Consider the following 20,562-nt stretch of genomic DNA (forward strand, 5'->3'; position numbering starts at 1 on the left):
GGGTCCCGTCAGAGGCCGGCCCCGTCCCGGAGGCGCTCCGCCATCGCCGACAAGGCCGTCGTCGCCGCGCGGTGGAGGCCGCCGCCGAAGGTGATCCGGGTCGCGCCGAGCGCGCCCAGTTCGCGCGGGGACGGGCCGCCGGCTCTGGCCAGGGCGTTGAGCGGGAGGGGCGCCGCCGCGGCCAGCTCGGGCAGCAGCTCCGGCGGGGCGAGGATCGGGTAGAGGCAGTCGGCGCCGGCCGCGGCGTAGCGGTGAGCCCGCGCCAGCGCCGCGTCGACAGCCCGCTCGCCTCCCTCGCCGCGCAGGAAGGTGTCGATCCGGGCATTGATCACCAGTGCGTCGCCGGCCTCGGCCCGGACCGCGGCCAGCCACTCGGCCTGCTCCTCCGGGTCGCGCAGGGCGCCGGTGGCGTGGTCGGTGTCCTCCAGGTTGCAGCCGGCCGCGCCGGCCTCGGCGAGCCGGCCGACCAGTTCCCCGGCGGACAGCCCGTACCCGGCCTCCACGTCCGCCGTCACCGGCACGTCCACGGCCCGGACGATCCGGGCGATCGCCGCGAACATCTCGTCGGCCGGGGTCTCGCCGTCCGCGTACCCCAGGGACGCGGCGACGCCCGCGCTGGGGGTGGCCAGCGCCGGGAAGCCGGCGTCGGCGAAGACCCGGGCGGAGGCGGCGTCCCAGACGGTGGGGAGGATCAGCGGGTCGCCCGGCCGGCGGTCGTGGTGCAGGGCGCGCAGCGCGGCCGCGGGGCCGGTGCCTGTCCCTGCGTCGGTGCCGGTCACAGCTGCGCCCCAGGGGGCTGGCGGATCGTGACGTTGACGCGGTTCCAGTTGTTGATGGCGACGATCACGGCCAGGAGGTGGGCGAGTTCGGTCTCGGTGAACTGGGCGGCGGCCCGTTCGTAGACCGCGTCCGGGACGAAGCCTTCCGTCAGGAGGGTGACCGCCTCGGTGAAGGCCAGGGCCGCCCGCTCCCGCTCGGAGTAGAGGTCGCCGGCCTCCTCCCAGGCGGGCAGCAGATCGATCCGCTGCTGCTCGACGCCGGCCTCGCGGAGGTTGGTGACGTGCATGTCGATGCAGAACGCGCACTTGTTGAGCTGGGAGGCGCGGAGTACGACCAGCTCCGCCAGGATGTCGTCGCCCAGCCCCTTCTTGGCGGCCTGGGTGAGCTTGAGCTGGGCCTGGAAGAAGGCGGGGAGCTTGCTCCAGAACGTCATGCGGTGGGTCATCGTGCTCACTCCTGCCCCGGGGCCCGGCGGGTGGCCACGCCGAAGCGGTTCCAGGCGTTGATGGTGGTGATCATGGCGATCAGCTGGGCGAGTTCGGGCTCGTCGAAGACGGCGGCGGCCTGCTCGTAGACGGCGTCCGGGACGAAGCCGTCGGTGAGCACGGTGATGGCCTCGGTGAGCGCCAGGGCGGCGCGCTCGCGGTCGGTGTAGTAGCCGGCGGCCTCCTCCCAGGCACTGAGGAGGGCGATCCGCTCTTCGGTCTCGCCGGCCTTGCGGGCGTCGGTGGTGTGCATGTGGAGGCACATGGCGCACCGGTTGATCTGCGAGGCGCGGATCTTGATCAGTTCGGCCAGGGTGGGGTCGAGGCCCTTACGGGCCGCCACGTCCAGGCCGATCATGGCCTTGTAGACGTCGGGAGCCAGCTCGGTCCAGCGCATCCGGGGGCCGTGCCGGTGGCCGGCGGCGGCCGGGACGGCGGGCGCCGGCTGCCCTGCGGGCGGTGTCGGCTGTCCTGCGGACGGTGTCGTCGGGTTCGTCATGCGGTAGACGCTACGCGGCGAGTGGCGCAGGGGTATGGTCCACTTCCATGGAGAAATCGCGGGCCACTTTCGGACGGGATCTGGGCCGGGACCTGCATCTGGACCTCGGCGGTCCGGGCGGGGTGCGGGCCTCGCTGATGGCCGCGCTGCGCGAGGCGGTGCGGTCCGGGCGGCTGACCCCCGGCACCCGGCTGCCGTCCTCCCGGTCCCTCGCCACCGACCTCGGCATCGCCCGCAACACCGTCGCCGACGCCTACGCGGAGCTGGTCGCCGAGGGCTGGCTGAGCGCCCGCCAGGGCTCGGGCACCGAGGTCGCCGAACGGGTCCTGCCGCGGGCCGCCGGCCGGGCGCCCCGGCGCGCCCCGGGCCCGCCGTCCCCCGCCGCCGGCCCGCGCTTCGACCTCACCCCCGGCACCCCGGACGTCTCGTCCTTCCCGCGGACCGCCTGGCTGGCGGCGGCCCGCCGGGCGCTGACCGCCGCGCCCAACGAGGCGTTCGGCTACGGCACTCCGGCCGGCCGCCCCGAGCTGCGCGCGGTGCTCGCGGACTACCTGGCGCGGGCGCGGGGCGTACGGGCCGACCCCGAACGGATCGTGGTCTGCGCGGGGTTCATGCAGGGGCTGGGGGTGCTGTGCCGGGCGCTGCGGCCCCGTGGCGGCACCCCCGGCCGGGTCGCCACCGAGGCGTACGGGCTGCCCTTCCACCGCGCCGTCATCGCCCGCGCCGGCCTCGGCACCGTCCCGCTGCCGATCGACGCGGACGGCGCGGACACCGGCCGGCTGACCGGCCTGGACCACCTGCGGGCGGCCCTGCTGACCCCCGCCCACCAGTTCCCGACCGGCGTCCCGCTGCACCCCGACCGGCGGGCCACGGCGGTCAACTGGGCGCGCGCCACCGGTGGTTACGTCCTGGAGGACGACTACGACGGCGAGTTCCGCTACGACCGGCAGCCGGTCGGGGCCCTCCAAGGGCTGGACCCCGACCACGTCGTCTATCTGGGCACCGCGAGCAAGAGCCTGGCCCCGGCGCTGCGGCTGGCGTGGATGGTGGTGCCGGACCGGCTGATGGACCGGGTGCTTGAGGTCAAGTCGACCGGCGAGTGGCAGTCCGGATCGCTGGACCAGCTCACCCTGGCGGAGTTCATCTCCTCCGGAGCGTACGACCGGCATCTGCGCGGGATGCGGCTGCGCTACCGGCGGCGGCGCGACCAGCTGGTGGCCGCGCTGGCCGAACGCGCCCCGCACGTACACGTCTCGGGGATCGCCGCCGGGCTGCACGCGGTGCTGGAACTCCCGCCCGGCACCGAGCAGTCCGTCGTCCAGGCCGCGCGGTGGCAGGGCCTGGCGGTGACCGGGCTGGCGGAGTTCACCGACCCGGCGGGCCCGGCCGCAGCCCGCGACGCGCTGGTCATCACCTACGGCCGCCCGCCGGACCATGCGTTCTCGGCCGTCCTGGAGGCCCTGTTGAGGGCGATGCCGCCGGCGGGGTGAGGGGGTGGGGTGAAGGGGCGGGGTGTGATGGGCTCCCGTTCAGGGGGCACTCAGGAGCGTTCGGCGGCCGCCGCGGCGGAGTCGGACGGGGTCGCGGAGTCGGACGGGAGCGCGGGTATGTCGGTGTTCGCGTCGCTGTCGTTCGTGTCGTTCTTGTCGTTCTTGTCGGTTACGTCGGTGTTCGTGTCGGTGTCGGGGGCCGCCGTCGCCGGTGCCGGTGCCTCGCCGAAGCGGGCCAGCGCCAGCGCCCCGGCGACGGCCAGCACGAAACCGGCGACGGTCAGCGGGGCCAGCCCGTCGCGGGTGCGGTCGCCGAGCCAGGCGACGCCGACCGCGGCCGGGCCGAGGGTCTCGCCGATCACCATGCCGGCGGTGGCGGTGGTGACCGCGCCGCGCTGGAAGGCGGAGGTCAGCAACAGGAAGGCTGCAGCCCCGCCGATCAGCAGCGCGTAGGTGGCGGGGTTGGTGAGCAGGTCGGACGGGCCGAAGCCGTCGATGAGCCGCACCGCGACCTCGACGACCCCGAAGCCGCAGCCCGCGCCGAGGCCGAGCACGGCGGCGCGGGAGCGGTCCGGGAGTCGGCCGGCCAGGGCGCCGGCGGCCAGCACGGCGACCGCGAAGACCAGCACCCCGATCCGTAGCGCGGGGGTGCCGGCCCGGTGTCCCTCGCCGCCGGACGACAGCGCCAGCAGGGCCAGCCCGCCGCAGACCACCGCGACCGCCAGCCATTCGGCGCGCCGGAGGCGGACGCCCAGGACCGGCGCGGCGACCACCGCGGTCACCGCGAGGGTCGCGGCCAGCGCCGCGCCGACCGTGTAGATCGGCAGCGTCCGCAGCGCCACCAGCTCCAGCAGGAAGCCCAGCCCGTCCAGCGCCAGCCCGAGCAGATACCGCCACTGCGTCAGCACCCGCAGCAGCAGCCGGGCGTCGACGCCGGAGCCGGTACCGGGCGGGGTGTCCCGGGCCGCCACGGCCTGGAAGACGGAGGCGGTACCGAAGCAGACCGCGGACGCGAGCGCGCAGATCATCCCGAGCAGCATGGCCCGACTGTACGGCTCCACAGGGCCGCGGGGCAGGGGGCAGGGGGTAGGGGGACGGCCCCGGAGCGGACGAACGACGCTACGCGCCCAGCACCACCCGGAGTTGTTCCAGCCCCCAGTCCAGATCCTCCTTGCTGATCACCAGCGGCGGCGCGATCCGGATCGTCGCGCCGTGGGTGTCCTTGACCAGGACGCCGCGGGCCATCAGCCGTTCGGCGACGGCCCGGCCGTCGCCGCGGGAGGGGTTGATGTCGATGCCGGCCCACAGTCCGCGGCCGCGGACCGCGTCCACCGCGCCGCCGCCCACCATCGGGGCCAGCGCGCGGTGCAGGTGGTCGCCGAGTTCGGCGGCTCGCCGCTGGTACTCGCCGGTGCGCAGCATCGCGATGACCTCCAGGCCGACCGCGCAGGCCAGCGGGTTGCCGCCGAACGTCGAACCGTGCTGACCGGGCCGGAAGACGCCCAGCACCTCGCGGGACGACACCACCGCGGACACCGGCACCACCCCGCCGCCCAGCGCCTTGCCGAGGACGTACACATCGGGCACCACGCCCTCGTGTTCGCAGGCGAAGGTGGTGCCGGTGCGGCCCAGCCCGGACTGGATCTCGTCGGCGACGAAGAGCACGTTCCGGGCCCGCGTCAGTTCGCGCACCCCGGCCAGGTAGCCGCGCGGCGGCACCAGGACCCCGGCCTCGCCTTGGATCGGCTCCAGCAGCACCGCGACGGTGTCGGCGTCGACGGCGGCGTCCAGGGCGGCCAGGTCGCCATAGGGGACGACGGTGAAGCCGGGGGTGTACGGGCCGAAGTCGGCGCGGGCCTCGGGGTCGGTGGAGAAGGAGACGACGGTGGTGGTCCGGCCGTGGAAGTTGTTCTCCGCGACGACGATCCCGGCCCGCCCGTCGGGCACGCCCTTGACCCGGTAGCCCCATTTGCGGGCAGTCTTGACCGCGGTCTCCACGGCCTCTGCGCCGGTGTTCATCGGCAGGACGAGTTCCATTCCGCACAGGTCGGCGAGCTGGGTGCAGAAGTCGGCGTAGCGGTCGTGGTGGAAGGCGCGGGAGGTGAGCGTGACGCGTTCCAGCTGGGCGCGGGCCGCCGCCAGCAGACGGGGGTGGCGATGGCCGAAGTTGAGCGCGGAGTACCCGGCGAGCAGGTCCAGATAGCGGCGGCCGGTGACGTCGGTCATCCAGGCGCCTTCGGCGGTGGCCACGACGACGGGGAGCGGGTGGTAGTTGTGCGCGCTGTGGGCCTCGGCGGCGGCGATGAACGCTTCCGTGGACGTCACGGGTGACTCCGTCCGGTGGGCCGGACTGCCGGTCCGGCTTCGGTGCCGACCTCTGCGTTCATTGTCCCGCCCGGTGCGGACGCCCGCAGGCCACGAGCCGCACGCCGCGGCCTTTCCGCCCCTTACCCGTCGGACAGGGCCCGGACTTCCGTAGACTGCCGTTGCGCAGCCGCGACTGGCGTACGGGGAACGGACCCCGAGGAAGCGGTGCGCGGCCACACGCCTACGAGGTGCCGCCCGCCTGGGTACCCCGGGACCACGACCGACCACCGCTCGATCGCCCCGGAGGACGCCATGACGGCCCATCGCCCCGCCCATCCCGCCCTGCACGCCGCCGACCCCGAACTCGCCGCGCTGGTCGGCGCCGAGGAGCGGCTCCAGGCCGACACCCTGCGGCTGATCCCCAGCGAGAACTACGTCTCCGCCGCCGTCCTGGAGGCCACCGGGACGGTCCTCCAGAACAAGTACAGCGAGGGCTACCCGGGCCGCCGTTACTACGAGGGCCAGCAGAACATCGACCTCGTGGAGACCCTGGCCGTCGAGCGTGCCAAGGGGCTCTTCGGCGTCGAGCACGCCAATGTGCAGCCGTACTCCGGCTCGCCCGCCAATCTGGCCGTGTACCTCGCCTTCGCCTCCCCCGGCGACACGGTGCTGGGCATGTCGCTGCCGATGGGCGGGCACCTCACGCACGGCTGGGGCGTCTCGGCGACCGGGACGTGGTTCAACGGGGTGGGGTACGGCGTACGGGCCGACACCGGGCGGATCGACTTCGACGAGGTGCGCGACCTGGCCCGCAAGGAGCGCCCGAAGATCATCTTCTGTGGCGGCACGGCCGTCCCGCGGACCATCGACTTCGCGGCCTTCGGCGAGATCGCGCGGGAGGTCGACGCGGTCCTGGTCGCGGACATCGCACACATCGCGGGCCTGATCGCGGGCGGCGCGCACCCGTCGCCCGTACCGCACGCCGACGTCGTCTCGACCACCACCCACAAGACGCTGCGCGGCCCGCGCGGCGCGCTGCTGATGTCCCGCGCGGCGCACGCCAAGGCGATCGACAGGGCGGTCTTCCCCGGCCTTCAGGGCGGCCCGCACAACCACACCACGGCCGCCATCGCGGTGGCGCTGCGCGAGGCGTCCGCGCCGTCCTTCCGGGAGTACGCGCACGCCGTCGTCGCCAACGCCAGGGCGCTCGCCGAGGCGCTGCTGGCCCGTGGCTTCGACCTGGTCTCCGGCGGCACCGACAACCACCTGGTGCTGATCGACCTGACGTCGAAGGAGGTGCCCGGCAAGGTCGCGGCCAGGGCCCTGGACCGGGCCGGGATCGTGGCGAACTACAACACCGTGCCGTTCGACCCGCGCAAGCCGTTCGACCCGTCCGGCATCCGGATCGGCACCCCGTCGCTGACGTCGCGGGGGCTGGGGACGGCACAGATGCCGAAGGTCGCGGAGTGGATCGACCGCGGCGTCCGGGCCGCGTCCACCGGCGACGAGGAGGCCCTGACGACGATCCGCCGGGAGGTCGCGGACCTCATGGCGGCCTACCCGGCGCCGGGGCTGCCGGTGCACGACTGAGGTCGGGGGCGAAACGCGGCGTGAGCCCCGGAGCGTCCCACGGCGCGAGCCCGGGGCGTCCCTCCGCACAGGCCGGAGTGCCCCGCCCGTGAGCCCGGGGCCCCGCCTCGCGGCCCTCGCGCGGTGGGGCGCCCTCCCCCGGACCCCCTCACGCGGCGGGCACCCAAGACCCTCCCGTTCCCGGGAATACCCCACAACACCCCCACGTTGTGGCCCCGCAGGGGGCCCACGCATCCCCTACGGGATGTGTTCGGCCGCCCCCTGCGGGCCTCCACGCCCGGGCCCCTCGGGGACCTGAGAGAATGACTCCCATGGCTCTCGATCGCCCGCCCGTCGCCCACCACCGCCCCAGGGGGAATGGCTCCGCCATGCAGCATCCTCGAGTGCTCTCCGGTATCCAGCCCACCGCCGGCTCCTTCCACCTCGGCAACTACCTCGGTGCGGTGCGCCAGTGGGTGGCTCTGCAGGAGTCGCACGACGCCTTCTACATGGTCGTCGACCTGCACGCGATCACCGTCCCGCAGGACCCGGTGGAGCTGCGCCGCAACACCCGGATCGCCGCCGCCCAGCTGCTGGCGGCCGGCCTCGACCCGGAGCGCTGCACGCTCTTCGTGCAGAGCCACGTCCCCGAGCACGCCCAGCTGAGCTGGGTCATGAACTGCGTCACCGGCTTCGGTGAGGCGTCCCGGATGACGCAGTTCAAGGACAAGTCGGCGAAGCAGGGCACGGACCGCACGACGGTCGGCCTGTTCACCTACCCCGTCCTGATGGTCGCCGACATCCTGCTCTACCAGGCCGACCAGGTCCCCGTCGGCGAGGACCAGCGCCAGCACCTGGAGCTGACCCGCGACCTCGCGGACCGCTTCAACACCCGCTTCGGCGACACCTTCACGATCCCGAACCCGTACATCGTCAAGGAGACGGCGAAGATCTTCGATCTTCAGGACCCGTCGATCAAGATGAGCAAGTCGGCGTCCTCGCCGAAGGGCATCATCGACCTCCTCGACGACCCCAAGGTCACCGCGAAGAAGATCAAGAGCGCCGTGACGGACACCGACACGGTCATTCGCTTCGACCGCGAGGCCAAGCCCGGCGTCAGCAACCTCCTGACCATCCTGTCCACCCTCACCGGCCAGGACATCCCGTCGCTGGAGCGCTCCTACGAGGGCAAGATGTACGGCGCGCTCAAGACGGATCTGGCCGAGGTGATGGTCGACTTCGTCACCCCGTTCCGGAACCGTACGCAGGAATACCTCGACGACCCCGAGACGCTGGACACGATCCTGGCCAAGGGCGCCGAGAAGGCCCGTGCGGTGGCGGCCGAGACCCTGGCCACCACCTACGACCGGATCGGATTCCTGCCGGCCAAGCGCTGACCGTCCGCGCCGGCCCGGGGACGCGCCCGTCAGGGTCCGTCCCCGGCACACTGGGAAGGTGCGCGCCCACGCGGCGCGCACGCACACGTCAGGGCACAGGTACGGCACACGTCAGGGCACACGCAAGGCATACGTCAGGGCACAAGGCACACGTCAGGGCACATGTCAGGAGGGAGAACGCAGTGGGGACCGTAACGCTCGGCGTTTCGCTCGCGGTCCCGGAGCCGCACGGCCGCTTCCTCCAGCGGAAGCGCGAGGGCTTCGGGGACCCGGCCGCCCGCGGCATCCCCACCCACATCACCCTCCTCCCGCCGACGGAGGTCGACGCCGGCGCGCTGCCCGACATCGAGCGCCATCTCGCCGAGGTCGCCGCCGGGTCCCGGCCGTTTCCGCTGCGGCTGGAGGGCACCGACACCTTCCGTCCGCTCTCGCCGGTGGTCTTCGTCAAGGTCGTCGAGGGCGCGCGCGGCTGCACGGTCCTGCAGGAGCGGGTCCGCGCCGCGTCCGGGCCGTGCGCCCGCGAGCTCCAGTTCCCGTACCACCCGCATGTGACGATCGCGCACGGCATCGGCGAGGCCGCCATGGACCGCGCCCAGGCGGAGCTGGCGGACTTCTCCGCCACCTGGACGATCGCCGGCTTCGCGCTCTACGAGAAGGGCGACGACGAGGTCTGGCGACTGGAGCGGGAGTACCCGTTCGGGGCCGGCGGGGGCGCGGTGCCGGTGCCCCGGCAGGGCGGCGAGCCCGCCGAACTGTCCCGGCCGCCGGCCACGTTCTACTGAGTCGCCGCGTACTGAGTCGTCCTCTACAGCCGCCGCCTCTATTGAGCCGCCGCGCCGCCGTGTCGGCCGTCACGCGCGTGCCCGGTGCGTCGGGTGGCCGCCGGACACCGGGGTAGCCGGAAGCTAGTGTTCCGGATCATCAGCGTCCGGATCATCGACCGGAGCAGCCGGCACGGGAGGCGTACGGGGATGAACGGCGGGCGGGACGTCCAGGGAAACGGGGACGACGAGCACGGCAAGCACGACGAGGGCACAGGCGGGAACGCGGACCGCGCCTCGGGGAAGGACGCCGGGAAGGACGCCGAAAGCAACCCCCTCGGCTGGATCCCGCGGCTGCCGGTCGTCGGACCGCGCCTCGCGCCCCTCGTCGAGCGGCTGCTCGCCACCCACCTGTGGCGCAGCTACGCGCGGATGCTGCGGGTCCACTGGACCCGGCTGGCCGCGGCCATCACCTTCACCAGCTTCATCGCGCTCTTCCCGCTGCTGACCGTCGCCGCCGCGATCGTCGCCGCCACGATCGGCAAGGACCAGCTGCACACGCTGGAGGCCGAGCTCGCCGAGCAGGTCCCCGGTATCTCGAACCAGCTGGACCTGGCCGGGCTGGTCGACAACGCGACCACCGTCGGACTGATCGCCGGTGCCGCGCTGCTGCTCACCGGCATCGGCTGGGTGCAGTCCCTGCGCGACTGCCTGCGGGCCGTCTGGGAACTGCCCGACGAGGAGGCCAACTTCCTGCTCGGCAAGGTCCGCGACGGCGGGCGGCTGCTCGGCCTCGGCGCGGTCGCGGTGGTCTCGGTGGGCTGCTCGGCGTTCGCCTCCGCAGCGGTCGGACGGGCGGTGGACGCGATCGGCCTGCCCCGGGGCGGCGCGGTCAGCGTCCTGCTCACCGTGGCCGGGTTCTGCATCGCGGTGCTCGCCGACTTCCTGATGCTGGCCTACGTCCTGACCAAGCTCGCCGGCGCGCGCCCGCCGCGGCGGGCCCTGATCATCGCCGCGCTGATCGGCGCGGTCGGCTTCGAGGCGCTGAAACTGCTGCTCAGCAGCTATCTCCAGGGCATCGCCGGGCGCAGCATGTACGGGGCGTTCGGCACCCCGATCGCCCTGCTGCTGTGGATCAACTTCACCGCGAAGCTACTGGTCTTCTGCGCGTCCTGGACGGCCACCGCCGGGCCGACCGGACAGCGACCGGGCGGGACCGGCCGGCAACCGGAGCCGGAGCCGCCCGCGACGACGTGACGGCGTGACGGCCCGGCCGCCGGATGCCGGATGACTGCACCCGTCATCCGGCATCCGTCATCCGACGCCGGTCACTTCCGCCGCCGCCCCCCGGAGCCCCGCCGCCCCTGCCCCGACTCCTGCCCGGTCCCAGTCCCGGCCCCGGCCTCCGGCTGCGGGCGCCGCCTGCGGACGAACCACGCCGCCGCGGCGATCAGCGCCACCACTCCGCCGCCGATCCCGGCGACCGCCCACGGTCCGCCCCAGCCGCCGGAGTCCAGCCCGGCCTGGGCCTGCGGGTCGCCGTTCTTCCCGTCGCCGTCGTGGTCCATGCCCGAGCCCTTGGGCTCGACCAGTTTGCCGACCGGCGTCACCTTGCCGTCTGCCGCGAAGCCCCAGTCAAAGAGCCTGGCGGCTTCCCGGTACGCCTCGTTGTGCTGCTTCTTCTCCGGGTTCATCACGGTGACCAGCAGCTTGCGGTCGCCGTGCTGGGCGAACCCGGTGAAGGTGGACCCGGCGTTGGTGGTGGAGCCGTTCTTCACCCCCGCGATGCCCGGGTAGGGCTTGATGTCGTAGTCGCCGCTGAGCAGCCGGTTGGTGTTCTGGATGCCGAAGGTGGCGCGCTTGCCGTCCTTGCCCATGTCGCCGGGGAACTGCGCGCTCGCCGTGGAGCAGTACTCCCGGAAGTCCGGGTTCTGCAGCCCGGCCCGCGCGAACAGGCTCAGGTCGTACGCGCTGGACACCTGCCCCGGCGCGTCGTAGCCGTCCGGCGTGATCACATGGGTGTCGGTGGCGTTCAGCTGCACCGCCCGCTGCTGCATCTGCTTGACGGTGGCCTCGGTGCCGCCGTTCATCGCGGAGAGCGTGTGTACCGCGTCGTTGCCGGACCGCAGGAACACCCCCAGCCACAGGTCGTGGACGGTGTAGGTGAGGTTCTCCCTTATCCCGACGAGGCTGCTGCCGACGCCCATGCCCGCCAGGTCGGCCGGCTTGACCGTGTACTTCGTCGTCTTCGGGAACTTCGGCAGCACGGTGTCGGCGAACAGCATCTTCAGCGTGCTGGCCGGCGCCAGCTGCCAGTGCGGGTTCTTCGCGGCCAGCACCTCGCCGGTCTCGGCGTCCGAGATGATCCACGAGCGGCCGGTGAGTTCCTTGGGCAGCTCGGGCGCGCCCGGCCGGAGCTGCACCTGGACACCGGGCCGGCCCAGCCGCTCCCCGCCGACCTGCGACATCTTCGCGGGCGGCACGGGGGCCTTGGGCGGCTGGCCGCCGTCCACGGGGGCGGCGTGCGCGGTGCCGGCCAGCAGTGGCGACACCAGCAGTACGGAGGACGCCAGCGCGGCAGCGGATCGAACGGCGGACGGGGACGCGGAGGCATTCAAGGTCGTCGGCACGTCCGTGAACGTACCCGCCCGCGACCGCCTCTTTGAACGCACCCCACGGAAGAGTGCCCCTCCGAACGGCCGGATGGAGCCGCCCCCGCCGTCCGGCCGGGGCCCCGTGCCGCTCCCCCGCCCCGCGTCCTCGTTCCCGCCCGCCTCACCGCGGAGCTGGCGCATCTGGCCCACCTTTCCCGAACAACTCACCAACACAACCTCAGGACCAGGCAAAAGAGCAGGTCAGAGCACCATCACCGTTCCTGTCGAGGGACCACGAGGATATGGACTCCGTCCCTGTCACCGCGCCCGCCCGGTGGTCCACCGCGCACCCCGACGGTCGGGGTGCGCAGACGTTCCACAGGCCCGAAGACGGGAGCCGGCCCGCCGGGGATCCACAAACCACCCGACCGGGACGTGAATCACTCGCGACCGGGGTCGGCACACCGTCGATCGGGGTTGACGTGCGGGGCCACGGGCCGTGCCGTGTCGGCCGACGCGGTGCCGCGCCGCACCCGGCCGGGTTTATGCCAGGACGCGCATAAGGAGCGCGCCCGCATGGACGCCCGTGGCCAGTCCCCATACCGTCGTGGTCAGTTGGCCCGCCAGGGCCAGAAGCGAGGGGGTTTCGGCATGCCACGTGAGGAACTGACCCGGCTCACCGGCAACGGAAACGGCAACGGCACCTGCGGTGACGAGGACTGTCCGAACGTCTACCGGGCGGCGAACGGGACACTCGTCATTCAGGGAGGCATTTCGGAGGCGTTCATGCCACCGTCCGGTGAGGCGCTGGTAGAGATTCCGGAAGAGGTACTGAGGGAGGCCGTGCGTGCTCTTGGATGGTGAAGAGTGGCGACGTCGGTTCGCGGAAATCAAACGAGAGGCATGGCGGCTTGAGACACTCCCGCAGTACCTCGTGCCGCAGGAGGCAGAAGATTTCTCGGCGTTTCGCGAGGGACGGCCACTGGCCCCGCACACGGCGTCCTCCTACACGGAACGCGTCTCACGTCAGCGGGCGGAGGGGAAGTACAACGGCCGGGTGCATATCGTGCAGCGGCCACTCTCCGAATACCTTCAATTCGAGTTCGCGCGCTATTACCGGGCCCACGCACAGGCCGGGGACGACATTCGCATCCTCGACGTGACCGATCGAACCAATCCCCTCGAGGGAATCCAGGACTTCTGGATGTTCGACCGCACAGAAGTCGTGCTCATGAACTACGAGGAGGACGGCAGGCAGATCAATCGTGAGGTATTCGAAGGAGACGTGTCTCCGTTCATCGAGTATCAGCGGATCGCCGTCGCCGAGTCAGTCCCCTTCGAGGAGTACGTGAACGGTGGCCATCGAGCCTGACCGGCTTGGCCGGACCGGTCTGGAACTGGCGGCCATGCTCAGGCATCTCCGCAGACAAGCCGGGCTCTCCGGAGTCCGGCTTGCCGCGCGTTGCCATATGTCCCAGTCCAAGATCAGTCGCATCGAGGGGGGCAAACTCCGCCCGTCGCTGGTGGACGTCGAGCAGATCCTGCGTGGGCTGAACGTACCCCCCGCCGTCGCGGCCGAGGCCCTGGCCATCGCTCGAATAGCACAGACGGAATGGCAGGACCGCAAGGCCCTGCACCGAAAAGGGCTGGACAAGAAGCAACTGGAGCTGGCCGGCCTGGAGGCGGTCACCACAGACTTCCGATATTTCATGCTGTCCATGGCCACAGGCTTGCTGGCAACGCCGGATTACATCCAGGAAAGCATTTCACATGCCCCGCCGACACAACAGGACAAGGCTGTCGGCATGAAGCTCAAACGCCAGGCCGTCCTGCTCGACCACTCCAAGCGCTTTACTTTTCTCCTTACCGAGCAGGCAATCAGATACCCATTGGTTTCGCCGGACGCCATGGCACTCCAGATTGACCGACTGGCCTCACTGAGCCTACAGTCGAACATCCGACTCGGCATTCTGCCGATGGGCGTGAGGTTCAGCAACACGCCACTGAGTACGTTCACTGTTTACGACGACCGCCTGGCGACGATTGAGACGGACCTCGGGGCTGCTGTTTTCCGAGACCCCAAAGACGTCCGTTCACTCCTCGACCGATTCGCCAGCTATGCGGCACATGCCGTCTACGGCGACGAAGCCCGACAGCTGTTGACCACGTGGGCGCGGTCATTCCGCCAGTGATCTTTATTCGACAACGCGAATAAAACAGCCGCGTCTCTCACTGATGCAGGACCATTGGTGCCTCACGGAATAATCGGGGAGGCACAAGAAATGGCCAGCAGCTCGGAAACATCTGAGGGCAATTGGGAGTACCCCACCTATGCACCCAAGGGGCAGCGGTGCACCGTTTGCGCGGAGCCGATCCGGACGTTCGAGCTGGCTCTCCGCGGTCAGATCGAACGCGCCTCCGAGCCGCCCGTGGTGATCTACCGCCACGCCGGCACGTGCCCAAGGTGACGGCCATGGCCAGGCAACCCCGGCTGGATCGACATGAAAGGAAGTCGAAAGATGAGCACTGCCGCGGTCGAGACGATGGATACGCGTCCGCGGGACGCCGAGGGCTGGCCCGGCGTCCCGTTCCGGCACCCACGGGACCTGGAGGTCGTCGCCGAGGACGACGGTGGGAAGCACGACGGTGGCCCCATGCCTCCGGAGGCGCCCCGCGATCCTGCTCCGCAGCCCAGTGGTGGGGAGGGGAAGTAAGCCACCCCGGCGGCCGGAGTCTTCTGCGGCCGCCGGTGATCGCTTGCGCCCGCGCCAGCCCGTCAGCTCCGCGTCGCCGCGGTCTCCGTGCTTTCCGCGGTCGCCGTCGTCTCGCGACGCAGGGCGCGCAGGCCCCGGAAGCCGAGTACGCCGATCGCCGTGCCCAGGAGGAACGAGGTGATCGCGAGGGCGAGATGGACCCAGAAGTACGCGGTGGGGTTTCCGTGATCGAAGGCCAGACCGCTCGCGTCCTTGATCAGGTTCTTGACGAAGGTGATCCACACCACCCAGGACCAGGCGCCGAAGGCGAGCAGGAACCAGGAGACGGGACGGCTGAGCTTCATGGGGCGGTGTCCTCTACTGCGGGGGGGGGAGCCTTGTCCTGCCAGTATCCGCGATGCGCGTGATCGGCTTCCGGGGCGTCCCCGCCGCTGACGACGGGCAGGAAGAGTACCGGCGTCGCCGACCACTCAACCCACGTTCCGGCGCAGCTCAGGGCCAGTCCGCAGGGCTCGCCCCGGTGCAGCGCGGCCACCGCCGCCACCCGCCCCTCGCCGGCCACCCCGCGCAACGCCCACTCGCGCGCCCGTCGGGGCAGATCCGCGGCCAGCCTCCGGGCGTCCGCGGCGATCGCCCCCACGGCCCGCAGCGGGGTGCCGACCGCGAGGAACGTCCAGGACGCCACCTCGTCCGCGTGCACGGACCGGTACACCGTCCGCTCGCACCAGATTCCCGGCACGGCCGCAACCGTCCCCGCCTGCGGCCGATGCGCCTCTCCCTCCCCGTCCGGGCGCCTCACGCCGCCAGCCACGTCGCCTCCCGCCCCTGCGGCGCGCCGTTCCCGAACGCGCCGACGGCCATCCCGCCGGGCCGGGCCACGAGCGCATACGCGCACCCTTCGGCGTCAACGACGGTCAGCGTTAGGGGAGTTCCGGACACGAGCGCCGCCACCGCCCGGTCGAAGTCGCCCCGCTCGCCGAGCCAGTCCCGCACCCCCGCGCCATGCGGCACCCCTAACTGCTGCGCGACCTGCCCGGCGCGCGTCCGCATCCACCGCGCCGCCCGACGCGGCGAGTACGACACCACGCCCCCGAGGTCGATCGGCGCCCCGGATGGCCGATGGACGACCAACTCCGCTCGGTAGACGGCCACTTCCCCCGTGACGCTCACGACGCCCCCGGAGCAGGCAGGCTCAACTCCGCCCACACCACCTTTCCGGTGCCGTCCCACTCCACGCCCCAGCCACTTGCCAAGGCGTTCACGAGCATCAACCCACGACCACATTCCGATACCTCCCCATTTCCCTTCGCCTCGTTGATCACTGGCACCCCGTCACTCACGTCGCGCACGTCCAGCCGCAGCCGGTCGTCCGACAGCGTGAACCGGACCCCGATCGCGGGCGCGGGGACGGCCCACGCGGCGTGCGCCCGCACCGCGTTGGTGACCAGCTCGGACACCAACAGCTCGGCGTTCGCGGCGAGTTCACCCCCGACGCGCCATGCGCGCAGCTGCCGCCGCAGCTCCCTACGAGCCCACCCGACGCTGCGCACGTCAGCCGGAAGCCGATAGCCGACTACGGGGGCGATGGTCGAAGTTGCTACGAACCGGGCGCGTGTGGACATGGCTATCCCCTGGGTGCGCATGACGAAGAGCGGCGCCACTACGCAACGCGGTACTTCGTGCGCATCGAGTGACGAGAGTCACGCTAGGGCGAAGCTCTGCAAGTTTGCAAGCTTTGGCCATGCAAGCTTGCCATCGCTGTGCGTAAGCACGCAGACTAAGTTCCGTTACGACTCAACGCGGCATAGTCAGGCGGTCGTTGAAAGGAGAGCCCATGCCCGCAGGTGGGAGGCCGACGGTTCGCAGCCGGAGGCTCGGCAACGCACTGAGGCGCTATCGCGAGACGGCCGGCTTGGATCAACCGGACGCCGCGGAGGCGATCACCAAGTCCGTCTCCAAGATCAGTCGCGTGGAGAGCGGGCATACGTCCGCCTCGGGACTCGAAGTCCGCACGCTCCTCGATCTATACGGGGTGGAAGATCCGGACGAGCGGGCCAGACTGCTCGAATGGGCACGGAGGAGCAACGAGCGCGGCTGGTGGATCGATTATCAAGCCTCTGCTCGATCCGGTTACGTGGACCACATCGCCCTCGAAAATGAGGCCACACACATCAGGGTCTGGGAACCGGCCCTCGTGCCCGGCCTGTTGCAGACTCCTGAGTACACGGAAGCCGTCATCGCCATAGGGCCCAAGAAGTTCCCGCCCGAGAAAGTCATCGAGCTGGCCAAGCTGCGCCAAGAACGTCAACGGCGGATCGAGGAAGACGGGGCCACCTTCACCGCGATCCTCTGGGAACCAGCCCTCACGGCATTGAATGCCGAACGCAAGGTGCGGGACGGGCAGTTGAACCACCTGCTCGGGGTCGGTGAGCGGCAGAACGTCACGATTCAGCTCCTCCCCGCGAGAGCGAGCCTGGTTGCCGGGATGTCAAGCGCCTTCGCAGCCTTCTCGTTCGGGGTGGAGGCCAACGTGGAAGCCGTAACCCTGGAGAATCCAGCAAACACCAACGTTGTGGAGGCGCCGGAGGCCCTCGCCCTCTACGTCAATACGTTCGATCAGCTACGCTCGGTGGCACTGCCGCCGGACAGGAGTGCCGAGCGCATTCAGGAGCTCCTCGAAGACGGAACGCCACCCAAGGAAGTGGAACCGTGAAGCCTGAGCTGATTGGCACGTTTCGGAAATCCTCGTACTCCGCACAGTCGGGCAACTGCGTAGAAGTCGCCGCCACCAGCACCGGCGGCCACGCGATACGCGACAGCAAGAACCCCACCGGCCCCCACCTCACCTTCACCGCTGACGCCTGGGGCGCGTTCACCCAGGCGCTGAAGGGCGGCGGCGACCGCGTCTGACGCGGGCGGGTCCCGGCCCCCGGCGTGCAACGCAGCGGGGGGCCGGGCTCGTTCCTACCGTCCCGCGAACTTCCGGCTCACCGTGTCGAAGACACGCTGCGCCGCCGGGCCCAGGTAAGGGCCGGCCAGCCAGGTGTGGGCGTTGGAGCTGATCGACGTGTTGGAGATCAGGGCGAGTTTGCCGTTGCGGCTGACGAACCAGCCGCCGCCGGACGTGCCGCCGGTCATCGTGCAGCCGATGCGGTCCATGGCGGGCGTGCCCTGCTGCATCGTGAGGCGGCCGGGGCGGTCGAGGCAGGCCATCATGCGGGCGCCGTCGTAGGGCGGCGCGGCGGGGTAGCCGAACGCCTTGACCGAGCTTATGCCGTCCGCGTGCGGGGCGTTGAACCAGACCTGGGCGGCCGCGCCGACGGTCTCCTGGAGGGACTTGCCGCCGCCGTACTCCGGGCGCACGTGCAGCACCGCGAAGTCGTACGCCGAACCGGCGTTGCCGGACGCCGAGCTGCCCATGTCGATCCACTCGCCGGAGGTGCTGATCCAGTCGGCCCAGAAACGGCCGTACGGGGTGACCTGTTCGGTGGGGCTGGTGCCGACCTGGCTCATCGGCACGCCGTGGTCGTTGTACGACGGCACGAAGACGATGTTGCGCATCCAGCCGCCCTGCCGGCCGGAGTGGACGCAGTGGCCCGCGGTCCACACGAGGTTGGACTTCCCCGGGTGCGCGGGGTCCTCGACGACGGTGCCGGAGCAGACCATGGGGCCCTTGGGGCTGTCGAAGAAGATCTTTCCGACCGGGGCCATGTGGCGGTGGTAGGGGCGGTCGACTTCTTGGGCGGTGACGGGGCGAGGTTCGGGATCGGTGGCGCCGACCGCCGTACCGGCCTGGACGCCGAGTTCCGGTGCGGCCTTGGCCTGGGCCAGCCGGTCCGCCTTCCAGTGGTCCTTGATGATCGGGTTGGCGAAGTCCTGGGCCCGGTGCGCCCACTTGTCCCAGTTCTTCCAGCCGCCGTCCCGCCACTTCTTGAGGTCGTCGAGGCTGGTCGGCGTCCCGTCGGGCAGGTGCCCGGCGCCGGCCTTCTGGTCACCCGTGGCCGAACTCCCGCTTCCGGAGGCGGTGTTGCCGTCGGGGCCGCAGGCAGTCGCGGCGGCGGCGAGCAGGAGGGCGGCCGCCGCGGCGGCGAGGGAGGTGCGGCGGCGGGCGCGGGTCCGGGTGCGCCGTCGCGGCGCCGGTTCCCCCAGTCGCCCGTCAGCGACGTGCGGGCCGGACGGTTCTGGCGGTGTGGCTGGTGGCATGGTGCAGGTCCCCCCTGATGCGTAGATGCGTCCCCCGGTACGGCTGTCATGCCCCTGCTGGGGCGCCGGGCCGCGCTCTACTATGCCGTTCCGCCGGGCGCGGGCGGGGCCGGGGGGCCGGGGCCGCGAAAGGATCGGGACAATCATGGGGTCCTGTCCGAACCGTCCCAAGGACCCGAACGTGACCGACCGCGTCATCGACCGTCCCCGCAGCCGCGGGTTCCTCTTCCTCGACTCGCACCCCGCCGGGTGCCGGCAGCTGGTCTCCGACATGTGGGAGGCGGTGCCCGCCCCGGCCGCGGCGCCGCCCGCCGACGGCCCGGTGGCCCTCGTCATCGGCTCGTCCGCCGGCTACGGGCTGGCCGCCACCCTGGCCGGTCTCAAGCGCGCCGGAATCCGGGGCATCGGCGTCTGCTTCGAGAAACCGGCCACCGCCCGGCGTACCGCCACCGCCGGCTGGTACCGCACCGCCGCCACCGCCGAACTGGCCCGCGAGGCCGGGCGGGACGTGGTCTTCGTCAACGGGGACGCGTTCTCCGACGAGGTGAAGGAGCAGGTCGCCGACCTGCTGGCGGAGCGGTTCGGCGGCAAGCTGGACCACCTGATCTACTCGGTGGCCGCCCCGCGCCGCACCGACCCGGAGACCGGCACCACCTACGCCTCGGTCCTCCAGCCGATCGGCGCGACGTCCCGTACCAAGACGCTGGTCTTCGACGACGGGCGCGCGCCCGAGGTCAAGGAGGTGGAGACCGCGCCGGCCGCCGAGGAGGACATCGCCCAGACCGTGGCGGTGATGGGCGGCGCCGACTGGGAGCGCTGGATCGACCACCTGGCCGGCCGCGGTCTGCTCGCCGAGGGCTTCAGCACCGCGGCGCTGTCCTACATCGGCTCGACGCTGACCGAGGCGATCTACCGCAAGGGCACCATCGGCGCCGCCAAGGCCCACCTGGAGGGCACCGCCCGCGCCCTCGACAAGCGGCTGTCGGAGCTGGTCGGCGGGCGCGCGGTGACCTCCGTCAACGGCGCCGCGGTCACCCAGTCGTCCACCGCCATCCCCGGCATCGCGCTCTACGTCGGGCTGCTGCGGGGCGTCCTCGGCGAGCGGATGGCGCCGCCGACCGCCCAGCTCGCCGACCTGTGGGACCGGCTGACCGGCGCCCGGCCGCTGGACCTGGACGAGGAGGGCCGCATCCGGCTGGACACCTGGGAGCTGGACCCCGAGGTGCAGGCCGCGGTCGCCGAGCGCTGGCAGGCGGCCACCTCGGAGGACATCGCCCGCCTCGCCGACCTGGACTGGTTCCACGGCGAGGTGCACCGCCTCTACGGCTTCGCGGTGCCCGGCGTCGACTACGGGGCGCCGGTTGCCACCGAGGTGCCGTGGCCGGGGCAGGCGGGCTGACGGTCTGCGCGCGGCGCCGCCGGGCGCGTCAGTGGGGGCGGGCGCGTCAGTGGGGGCGGGCCGCCATCCGGGGATCCCGTGGGTCCCGGCAGCCCGTCCCGACCGTCCCGACCGCGTTCCGGTACTCCTCGATCTGCTCGCGGGTCGGGTAGCACTTCTTGTCGCAACGGTGGCACCACCAGCGCCAGTTGTCCCGGTGGACCTCGGTGGTGGTGGTGTCCTTCCACAGGTGGTCGTCGCAGTCGGGCGTCGGGCAGTGCGGCGGCGGCAGAGGCATGACGAGCCGGGCCTTCCGTGTGCCGGGGCGTTTCCCGGTGGGTCCGGGACGCGTCCCCGGAGGGGTTGGGGGCGCTTCCCAGCCTGG

General features: G+C 71.8%; 24 protein-coding genes and 1 riboswitch. Of the genes, 12 read left to right on the forward strand and 12 right to left on the reverse strand.

What is annotated here, in order from left to right:
- Nucleotides 1-8: 8 nt before the first annotated feature.
- The 3 genes from ACRAS8_RS13720 to ACRAS8_RS13730 are packed head-to-tail and all read right to left on the reverse strand — an operon-like array spanning nucleotide 9 to nucleotide 1,764.
- Nucleotides 9-779 carry an isocitrate lyase/PEP mutase family protein gene (locus ACRAS8_RS13720; RefSeq protein ID WP_438486249.1) on the reverse strand — a complete coding sequence of 257 codons (771 nt, stop codon included), beginning with the start codon at nucleotides 777-779 and terminating at the stop codon, nucleotides 9-11.
- Entirely contained in the window at nucleotides 776-1,225 is a 450-nt protein-coding gene (locus ACRAS8_RS13725; protein WP_438486251.1) for a carboxymuconolactone decarboxylase family protein, read from the reverse strand. Before ACRAS8_RS13725 ends, ACRAS8_RS13720 begins: the two co-directional genes overlap by 4 nt.
- Nucleotides 1,226-1,230: 5 nt before the next feature.
- Nucleotides 1,231-1,764, reverse strand: a complete 534-nt coding sequence (locus tag ACRAS8_RS13730) for a carboxymuconolactone decarboxylase family protein (protein WP_438486253.1) — start codon at nucleotides 1,762-1,764, stop codon at nucleotides 1,231-1,233.
- A 47-nt stretch (nucleotides 1,765-1,811) separates the two neighbouring features.
- On the opposite strand from ACRAS8_RS13730, the gene ACRAS8_RS13735 reads away from it, so the two are divergent.
- Nucleotides 1,812-3,254, forward strand: coding sequence for a PLP-dependent aminotransferase family protein (locus ACRAS8_RS13735; protein WP_438486254.1), 1,443 nt, complete (start codon nucleotides 1,812-1,814; stop codon nucleotides 3,252-3,254).
- A gap of 50 nt (nucleotides 3,255-3,304) precedes the next feature.
- Here ACRAS8_RS13735 and ACRAS8_RS13740 read toward each other — a convergent pair whose 3' ends face one another.
- Both ACRAS8_RS13740 and rocD read right to left on the reverse strand, forming a co-directional pair.
- Nucleotides 3,305-4,294, reverse strand: a complete 990-nt coding sequence (locus ACRAS8_RS13740) for a hypothetical protein (RefSeq protein WP_438486256.1) — start codon at nucleotides 4,292-4,294, stop codon at nucleotides 3,305-3,307.
- A gap of 79 nt (nucleotides 4,295-4,373) precedes the next feature.
- A complete protein-coding gene (gene rocD, locus ACRAS8_RS13745; RefSeq protein ID WP_438486258.1) occupies nucleotides 4,374-5,579 on the reverse strand; it encodes an ornithine--oxo-acid transaminase in 1,206 nt (401 codons plus the stop codon).
- Between the two features lie 161 nt (nucleotides 5,580-5,740).
- Nucleotides 5,741-5,833: riboswitch (ZMP/ZTP riboswitch) on the forward strand.
- A gap of 40 nt (nucleotides 5,834-5,873) precedes the next feature.
- On the opposite strand from rocD, the gene glyA reads away from it, so the two are divergent.
- The 4 genes from glyA to ACRAS8_RS13765 all read left to right on the forward strand — a co-directional run bounded on the left by glyA (nucleotide 5,874) and on the right by ACRAS8_RS13765 (nucleotide 10,545).
- The gene (glyA, locus tag ACRAS8_RS13750; RefSeq protein ID WP_438486259.1) at nucleotides 5,874-7,151 is read left to right on the forward strand and encodes a serine hydroxymethyltransferase; all 1,278 of its coding nucleotides are present in this window, start codon (nucleotides 5,874-5,876) and stop codon (nucleotides 7,149-7,151) included.
- 311 nt (nucleotides 7,152-7,462) lie between these two features.
- Nucleotides 7,463-8,527 (forward strand): tryptophan--tRNA ligase, encoded by a 1,065-nt coding sequence (gene trpS, locus ACRAS8_RS13755; RefSeq protein WP_438486261.1) that lies wholly within the window; start codon nucleotides 7,463-7,465, stop codon nucleotides 8,525-8,527.
- 182 nt (nucleotides 8,528-8,709) lie between these two features.
- A complete protein-coding gene (locus ACRAS8_RS13760; protein ID WP_438486263.1) occupies nucleotides 8,710-9,309 on the forward strand; it encodes a 2'-5' RNA ligase family protein in 600 nt (199 codons plus the stop codon).
- Nucleotides 9,310-9,498: 189 nt separating this feature from the next.
- Nucleotides 9,499-10,545, forward strand: a complete 1,047-nt coding sequence (locus tag ACRAS8_RS13765; RefSeq protein WP_438490475.1) for a YihY/virulence factor BrkB family protein — start codon at nucleotides 9,499-9,501, stop codon at nucleotides 10,543-10,545.
- A 71-nt stretch (nucleotides 10,546-10,616) separates the two neighbouring features.
- Here the strand turns inward: ACRAS8_RS13765 and ACRAS8_RS13770 are convergent, their stop codons facing one another.
- Entirely contained in the window at nucleotides 10,617-11,918 is a 1,302-nt protein-coding gene (locus ACRAS8_RS13770) for a D-alanyl-D-alanine carboxypeptidase family protein (RefSeq protein ID WP_438486264.1), read from the reverse strand.
- 615 nt (nucleotides 11,919-12,533) lie between these two features.
- Here ACRAS8_RS13770 and ACRAS8_RS13775 point away from each other — a divergent pair.
- The 4 genes from ACRAS8_RS13775 (at nucleotide 12,534) to ACRAS8_RS13790 (ending at nucleotide 14,596) form a co-directional block, all read left to right on the forward strand.
- Entirely contained in the window at nucleotides 12,534-12,746 is a 213-nt protein-coding gene (locus ACRAS8_RS13775; RefSeq protein ID WP_438486266.1) for a hypothetical protein, read from the forward strand.
- Complete coding sequence (locus ACRAS8_RS13780) at nucleotides 12,730-13,254, forward strand: DUF6879 family protein (protein ID WP_438486268.1); 525 nt, start codon at nucleotides 12,730-12,732, stop codon at nucleotides 13,252-13,254. Before ACRAS8_RS13775 ends, ACRAS8_RS13780 begins: the two co-directional genes overlap by 17 nt.
- On the forward strand, nucleotides 13,238-14,074 hold the full coding sequence (locus tag ACRAS8_RS13785; RefSeq protein ID WP_438486270.1) for a Scr1 family TA system antitoxin-like transcriptional regulator: 837 nt from the start codon (nucleotides 13,238-13,240) through the stop codon (nucleotides 14,072-14,074). Before ACRAS8_RS13780 ends, ACRAS8_RS13785 begins: the two co-directional genes overlap by 17 nt.
- 327 nt (nucleotides 14,075-14,401) lie before the next feature.
- Nucleotides 14,402-14,596 carry a hypothetical protein gene (locus ACRAS8_RS13790; protein ID WP_438486272.1) on the forward strand — a complete coding sequence of 65 codons (195 nt, stop codon included), beginning with the start codon at nucleotides 14,402-14,404 and terminating at the stop codon, nucleotides 14,594-14,596.
- 62 nt (nucleotides 14,597-14,658) lie between these two features.
- Here ACRAS8_RS13790 and ACRAS8_RS13795 read toward each other — a convergent pair whose 3' ends face one another.
- The 4 genes from ACRAS8_RS13795 to ACRAS8_RS13810 are packed head-to-tail and all read right to left on the reverse strand — an operon-like array spanning nucleotide 14,659 to nucleotide 16,218.
- Entirely contained in the window at nucleotides 14,659-14,940 is a 282-nt protein-coding gene (locus ACRAS8_RS13795) for an SCO4848 family membrane protein (protein WP_438486274.1), read from the reverse strand.
- The gene (locus ACRAS8_RS13800) at nucleotides 14,937-15,335 is read right to left on the reverse strand and encodes a hypothetical protein (protein ID WP_438486276.1); all 399 of its coding nucleotides are present in this window, start codon (nucleotides 15,333-15,335) and stop codon (nucleotides 14,937-14,939) included. Before ACRAS8_RS13800 ends, ACRAS8_RS13795 begins: the two co-directional genes overlap by 4 nt.
- A gap of 56 nt (nucleotides 15,336-15,391) precedes the next feature.
- Nucleotides 15,392-15,766 (reverse strand): hypothetical protein, encoded by a 375-nt coding sequence (locus tag ACRAS8_RS13805; protein ID WP_438486278.1) that lies wholly within the window; start codon nucleotides 15,764-15,766, stop codon nucleotides 15,392-15,394.
- Nucleotides 15,763-16,218, reverse strand: a complete 456-nt coding sequence (locus ACRAS8_RS13810) for an ATP-binding protein (protein WP_438486280.1) — start codon at nucleotides 16,216-16,218, stop codon at nucleotides 15,763-15,765. Before ACRAS8_RS13810 ends, ACRAS8_RS13805 begins: the two co-directional genes overlap by 4 nt.
- A 212-nt stretch (nucleotides 16,219-16,430) precedes the next feature.
- On the opposite strand from ACRAS8_RS13810, the gene ACRAS8_RS13815 reads away from it, so the two are divergent.
- The gene (locus ACRAS8_RS13815; protein ID WP_438486282.1) at nucleotides 16,431-17,309 is read left to right on the forward strand and encodes a helix-turn-helix domain-containing protein; all 879 of its coding nucleotides are present in this window, start codon (nucleotides 16,431-16,433) and stop codon (nucleotides 17,307-17,309) included.
- The gene (locus ACRAS8_RS13820; RefSeq protein ID WP_438486284.1) at nucleotides 17,306-17,506 is read left to right on the forward strand and encodes a DUF397 domain-containing protein; all 201 of its coding nucleotides are present in this window, start codon (nucleotides 17,306-17,308) and stop codon (nucleotides 17,504-17,506) included. Before ACRAS8_RS13815 ends, ACRAS8_RS13820 begins: the two co-directional genes overlap by 4 nt.
- A gap of 54 nt (nucleotides 17,507-17,560) precedes the next feature.
- Here ACRAS8_RS13820 and ACRAS8_RS13825 read toward each other — a convergent pair whose 3' ends face one another.
- The gene (locus ACRAS8_RS13825) at nucleotides 17,561-18,799 is read right to left on the reverse strand and encodes a trypsin-like serine peptidase (protein ID WP_438486285.1); all 1,239 of its coding nucleotides are present in this window, start codon (nucleotides 18,797-18,799) and stop codon (nucleotides 17,561-17,563) included.
- A 145-nt stretch (nucleotides 18,800-18,944) separates the two neighbouring features.
- Between ACRAS8_RS13825 and fabV the strand changes: the two genes are divergently transcribed.
- Entirely contained in the window at nucleotides 18,945-20,198 is a 1,254-nt protein-coding gene (fabV, locus tag ACRAS8_RS13830) for an enoyl-[acyl-carrier-protein] reductase FabV (RefSeq protein WP_438486287.1), read from the forward strand.
- 46 nt (nucleotides 20,199-20,244) lie between these two features.
- Here fabV and ACRAS8_RS13835 read toward each other — a convergent pair whose 3' ends face one another.
- Nucleotides 20,245-20,475 (reverse strand): hypothetical protein, encoded by a 231-nt coding sequence (locus ACRAS8_RS13835; RefSeq protein WP_438486289.1) that lies wholly within the window; start codon nucleotides 20,473-20,475, stop codon nucleotides 20,245-20,247.
- Nucleotides 20,476-20,562 lie beyond the last annotated feature (87 nt).

The sequence above is a fragment of the Streptomyces sp. S186 genome (assembly GCF_051603415.1).
Taxonomy (GTDB): domain Bacteria; phylum Actinomycetota; class Actinomycetes; order Streptomycetales; family Streptomycetaceae; genus Streptomyces.